General features: G+C 59.4%; 7 protein-coding genes. 5 read left to right on the top strand and 2 right to left on the bottom strand.

Going from position 1 to position 4,082, the window contains the following annotated elements; genetic code table 11:
• Nucleotides 1-149 precede the first annotated feature (149 nt).
• Both VZ95_RS06665 and VZ95_RS06660 read right to left on the bottom strand, forming a co-directional pair.
• On the bottom strand, nt 150-629 hold the full coding sequence (locus VZ95_RS06665; RefSeq protein WP_045775164.1) for a DUF2269 family protein: 480 nt from the start codon (nt 627-629) through the stop codon (nt 150-152).
• Nucleotides 622-1,011 carry a DoxX-like family protein gene (locus tag VZ95_RS06660; protein ID WP_045775163.1) on the bottom strand — a complete coding sequence of 130 codons (390 nt, stop codon included), beginning with the start codon at nt 1,009-1,011 and terminating at the stop codon, nt 622-624. The genes VZ95_RS06665 and VZ95_RS06660 overlap by 8 nt, the downstream gene beginning before the upstream one ends.
• A gap of 139 nt (nt 1,012-1,150) precedes the next feature.
• Here VZ95_RS06660 and VZ95_RS06655 point away from each other — a divergent pair, with 139 nt between their 5' ends.
• The 5 genes from VZ95_RS06655 to VZ95_RS29195 all read left to right on the top strand — a co-directional run.
• Nucleotides 1,151-1,480 (top strand): hypothetical protein, encoded by a 330-nt coding sequence (locus VZ95_RS06655; RefSeq protein WP_045775162.1) that lies wholly within the window; start codon nt 1,151-1,153, stop codon nt 1,478-1,480.
• 72 nt (nt 1,481-1,552) lie between these two features.
• Complete coding sequence (locus VZ95_RS28635; RefSeq protein WP_332308018.1) at nt 1,553-1,930, top strand: hypothetical protein; 378 nt, start codon at nt 1,553-1,555, stop codon at nt 1,928-1,930.
• Complete coding sequence (htpG, locus tag VZ95_RS06650; protein ID WP_332308019.1) at nt 1,927-3,423, top strand: molecular chaperone HtpG; 1,497 nt, start codon at nt 1,927-1,929, stop codon at nt 3,421-3,423. Before VZ95_RS28635 ends, htpG begins: the two co-directional genes overlap by 4 nt.
• Nucleotides 3,424-3,581: 158 nt before the next feature.
• Nucleotides 3,582-3,857 carry a type II toxin-antitoxin system Phd/YefM family antitoxin gene (locus VZ95_RS06645; protein WP_045775161.1) on the top strand — a complete coding sequence of 92 codons (276 nt, stop codon included), beginning with the start codon at nt 3,582-3,584 and terminating at the stop codon, nt 3,855-3,857.
• Nucleotides 3,854-4,082 (top strand): PIN domain-containing protein (locus VZ95_RS29195; RefSeq protein WP_045775160.1); only part of this gene is annotated, 229 nt, incomplete at its 3' end. The genes VZ95_RS06645 and VZ95_RS29195, both read left to right, overlap by 4 nt.

The following is a 4,082-nucleotide window of genomic DNA, read 5'->3' as shown; positions in this document are numbered from 1 at the left end:
CTTTCCTGCTTGAACATGGCGATATCATCGTCGCCATAGGTTTGGGTAAAGCCCATCGCCGCGTAAAAGCGCTTGGAAACCGCAAAATCTTGTGCCGGAACAAAGGGGCGCAGGGCGAGAATTTGGCTCATGGGACGTATCCTTTCTCTTTATAGAAAACCGATCTCCGGCTTTACGATCATCAGGTAGAAAATCGCGATCACGGCGATAAAAGCGGGCCAGCCGAGCCGAAACCAAAGCCGCGCGAATTTTTCGTAGCGCGCCGGCAGCGGCTGGCCGGTGTCCTCAGCGGTGGCGACCATCCGCTGCATCTGGAGTTGCAGCCAGACCACCGGCAACCAGCACGCACTAACGAAAATATAAAGCAAGATTGCCAGCGCCAACCAACCTTCGGTGAGCGGAAATCCCGCCTGGAGCGCGAGCCAAACGCCCGTCACCGGCTGGACGATCACGGCAGGCGTCGTGAAAAGCCAATCGGCGAGCACGACATTGCGGTTCACGACCCGCATGGCGGCAAGATTACGGCTGCGCCCGGCCATCCAACCGTGAAAGGCGGTGCCGAGCCCCGTGCTGAAGAGGAGCGTCGAGCTTAAGACATGCACTAGTTTGACGAGCAGATAGCTATCCACGCTTGCCCTCCAGCGCCATCATCGCGAGGGTTGCCGCCGCGACCGGCAGGTTTTTGGCAATCGCGCCCAAAGGATGCAACCACAGCTCGGGCATGAACAGCGTTACCAGTGCGGTATAGGCCGCCATCAGCGCGAGTTGCGCCGCGCCGACCCACGGCACGCGCCAGCGCGCCAGCAGCAAAATCCCCAAGAGCAAATCCAGCCCGCCGCCGCCGAGAATAAGCGCGCGGCTCATCCCGTCCGGTACCCCAAGCGGCGCGACCAGGGCCAGACTGTCCGCAATCGGGAAAAGCCCTAAGGAGACAATGCCGGTCCAAATCCAGAGAAACGCCAAGGTCAGCCGCAGCAGGCGGTTCAGGGTTTTATCGGTCAGTCCTTGCACCCGTGCATACCCCCTTAGAATTCCGGGTTCCTCTTAGAATGTTCTTTCTTCGTTTCGCAGAAATCACGGTTTGAGGCAAGACAAGTCGGCCTCGGCACCCTATCTAGGGGAAGGAAATTTTTACGTGGCGGAGGCGGACATGCGGTTGAGCGCGATCGGACTAATGATTGCAGCGGTTTTAGCGTCGGCGGGGGTTTCGGCCCAATCGGCGAAAGCCCCGCCGGGGGGCACCAATATTTCCGTAGTCGGGCTCGAAGATTCGCTCGGCAAGCTTCAGGGGATGAAAACCCGCAATGCCGCCCAGGCCGTGCTGTTCTTGCAGCTTATGAAGGGCGTCGGCAAGAAGGGCACCTCGGCGGATGGCCGCAGCCAATATGATTACCGCATCGATGTCACCGATACCGGCGGCGTGCTGGTCAATGGCATCGATATCGCGCCGATTCTCAATGCCGCCAATGCGGCGAAATAGCCCTCTTGATTCACGTTTGACGGGCGCTTATCTCGGGCTCGCCCTGTTGCCATAAGAAGAAAGGACCGTGCCATGACTGTTGAAACTATCGCCGAAACTGCGGGCGAAACTCTCGCGTTTCAGGCCGAAGTCAGCCGCCTGCTCGATATTGTCGCCCACGCGCTCTATAGCGAACGCGAAGTGTTTCTGCGCGAGCTGATCTCCAACGCCGCCGACGCCTGCGACAAGCACCGCTATTTGGCACTCACGGAACCCGATAAGGCAGGCCCGCAACTCGACTATGCCGTAACCCTGGTGCCCGATGCCGAGGCGAAGACGCTGACGATCATCGATACCGGCATCGGCATGGACCGCACCGATCTGGTGGAAAACCTCGGCACCATCGCGCGCTCGGGCACGGGCAAGTTTCTGGAAAAGCTGGAAGGCGACGCAAGAAGGATTTCTCGCTGATCGGTCAGTTCGGCGTCGGCTTCTATTCGGCCTTTATGGTGGCCGATAGGGTGCGCGTGGTGAGCCGCAAGGTCGGGGCGGCGCGCGCCTTTTCCTGGGAGTCGGACGGGCGCGGCAGCTTTACCGTTGCGGAAGCGGACCAAGCGGATCGCGGCACCAGCATCACCCTGTTCTTGAAGGAAGACGCGGCCGAGTTTTTCGACGAATGGCGCTTGAAGGCCATCGTGCGCCGCTATTCCGATCATATCGCCCTGCCGATCAAGCTGAAGACCGCCGAGGGCGAGGAGACGATCAACGCCGCCTCCGCCCTCTGGACGCGCTCGAAAAACGAGGTGACGGAAGAGCAAACCAAAGCCTTCTACGAAAGCCTGACCTACGACAATACCGATCCGTTTGCGACCTTGCATATTAAGGCCGAAGGCGCGCTGGAATATTCGGCGCTGCTCTATCTGCCCGGCAAACGCCCGCCCGATCTTTTCACCGCCGACCGCCAAAGCCGGGTGAAGCTCTACGTGCGCCGGGTGTTCATCACCGACGAGTGCAAGGACCTCATGCCGACGTGGCTGCGCTTCGTTCAGGGCGTCGTCGATTCCGCCGATTTGCCGCTGAACGTTAGCCGCGAGATGCTGCAAAACAACCCAGTGGTCCGCAAAATCCGCTCCGGCCTCGTGAAGAAAATTATCTCCGAGTTGGAGAAAAAGGCCAAGGTGGAAGAGGGCCGTTCGGCTTACGAAACTTTCTGGGAAGCCTTCGGCCCCGTCCTCAAGGAAGGGCTGTATGAGGATTTCGAGAATCGCCAAGCCCTCTTGGGCCTCGCCCGCTTCCGCTCCTCCACCGAAAGTGGCTGGGTGAGCCTTGCCGAGTATGTTGGCCGCCTGAAGCCGGGGCAAAAGGCGATCTATACCGCCTCCGGCGAGAGCGTCGAGACGATTGCCGCCAGCCCGCATCTCGAAGGCTTCCGGGCGAAAGGCGTCGAAGTGCTCTACCTCACCGATCCCATCGATGAATTCTGGCTGCCGATGATCGGCACCTTTGAGGAAAAGCCGTTCCAATCGATCACGCGCGGCGCGGCCGACCTGGGCGAGATTACCGCCGAGGGCGACGACAAACCCGCCCCCGCGCCGGAAACCACACCCGACCTCGCCGCCCTGATCGAGCGGCTGAAATCGGTCTACGGCGATACGGTTAAAGACGTTCGGATTTCACAACGGCTTACTGATAGCGCGGTTTGCTTGGTCGCCGACGCGGGTGACGTCGATCTGCACCTGGAAAAACTCCTACGCGCCCATCAGCGCCTGGAGCAAGACGCCAAGCGCGTTCTGGAAATCAACCCCACGCACCCGGTCATCACCAAACTGACTGCCACCCCTAAGGATGCCCCGCTGGACGATGCCGCCTGGTTGCTGCTCGACCAAGCCCATATCCTCGAAGGCTCCCCGGTCCGTGACCCCCGCGCCTTTGCCCGGCGGTTGGAAAGCGTGCTGGGGCGTTAGGGTTCGCTAGCGCGATTGCAGGAGGCGCTGCCTCCTGCACCTCCGGCCAAGGGGCTTGCCCCTTGGCGATCCCGTGTCTCTTTCTTTCCTTGCGGGATGGCGGCAGCAAGTGCAAATTGCGTACGCAAGGATACGCAATTTCTGCTGGGGGGCTTGTTATGGAAACGGTGAAAGTAGGGATGCGGGAGTTCCGCGCCGATTTGGCCGAATACATCGCCTCAAGTACGCCGGTTGCCATAACGCGGCACGGGCAAACCGTGGGTTATTTCATTCCAACGCGCGGGCAAGGAGAGGCCGATCTTGCAGCGCTGAAAAAGGCCAGCGAGACCTTGGATAAGCTACTTGCTGCGCACTCGGTTGATATTGAAGCAATCGTTACTGAGTTTAAGACTGCGCGTAGGCAGGCAAAAAAGCCGAAAGCTCTGGGGGAATGAGTCGAAAAGCCCTTATTCTAGATGCTAATATTTTGATTAGGGCGGTTCTGGGAAATCGAGTGCGCGCACTAATTCTGGAAAATGCCCCGACAGTTAAGTTTTTTGCACCCGACGTCGCGTATGCTGATGCGTACCATTATTTACCCGCGCTCCTCACAAAGCGTGGTCTTCCAGCCGATACGGTTTTGGAAACGCTGGAAGCCTTGGAAACACTCGTCCACTCAA

It is taken from the genome of Elstera litoralis, from assembly GCF_000963705.1.
GTDB lineage: Bacteria > Pseudomonadota > Alphaproteobacteria > Elsterales > Elsteraceae > Elstera > Elstera litoralis.
Note: the sequence above shows the minus strand (reverse complement) of the source record. Positions and strands in the feature narration are given on the sequence as shown.

Bases quoted from the DNA above. Each gene is read 5' to 3' on its own strand.
- VZ95_RS06655 (WP_045775162.1), top strand. From the start codon at position 1,151: ATGCGGTTGAGCGCGATCGGACTAATGATTGCAGCGGTTTTAGCGTCG.
- VZ95_RS28635 (WP_332308018.1), top strand. From the start codon at position 1,553: ATGACTGTTGAAACTATCGCCGAAACTGCGGGCGAAACTCTCGCGTTT.
- VZ95_RS06645 (WP_045775161.1), top strand. From the start codon at position 3,582: ATGGAAACGGTGAAAGTAGGGATGCGGGAGTTCCGCGCCGATTTGGCC.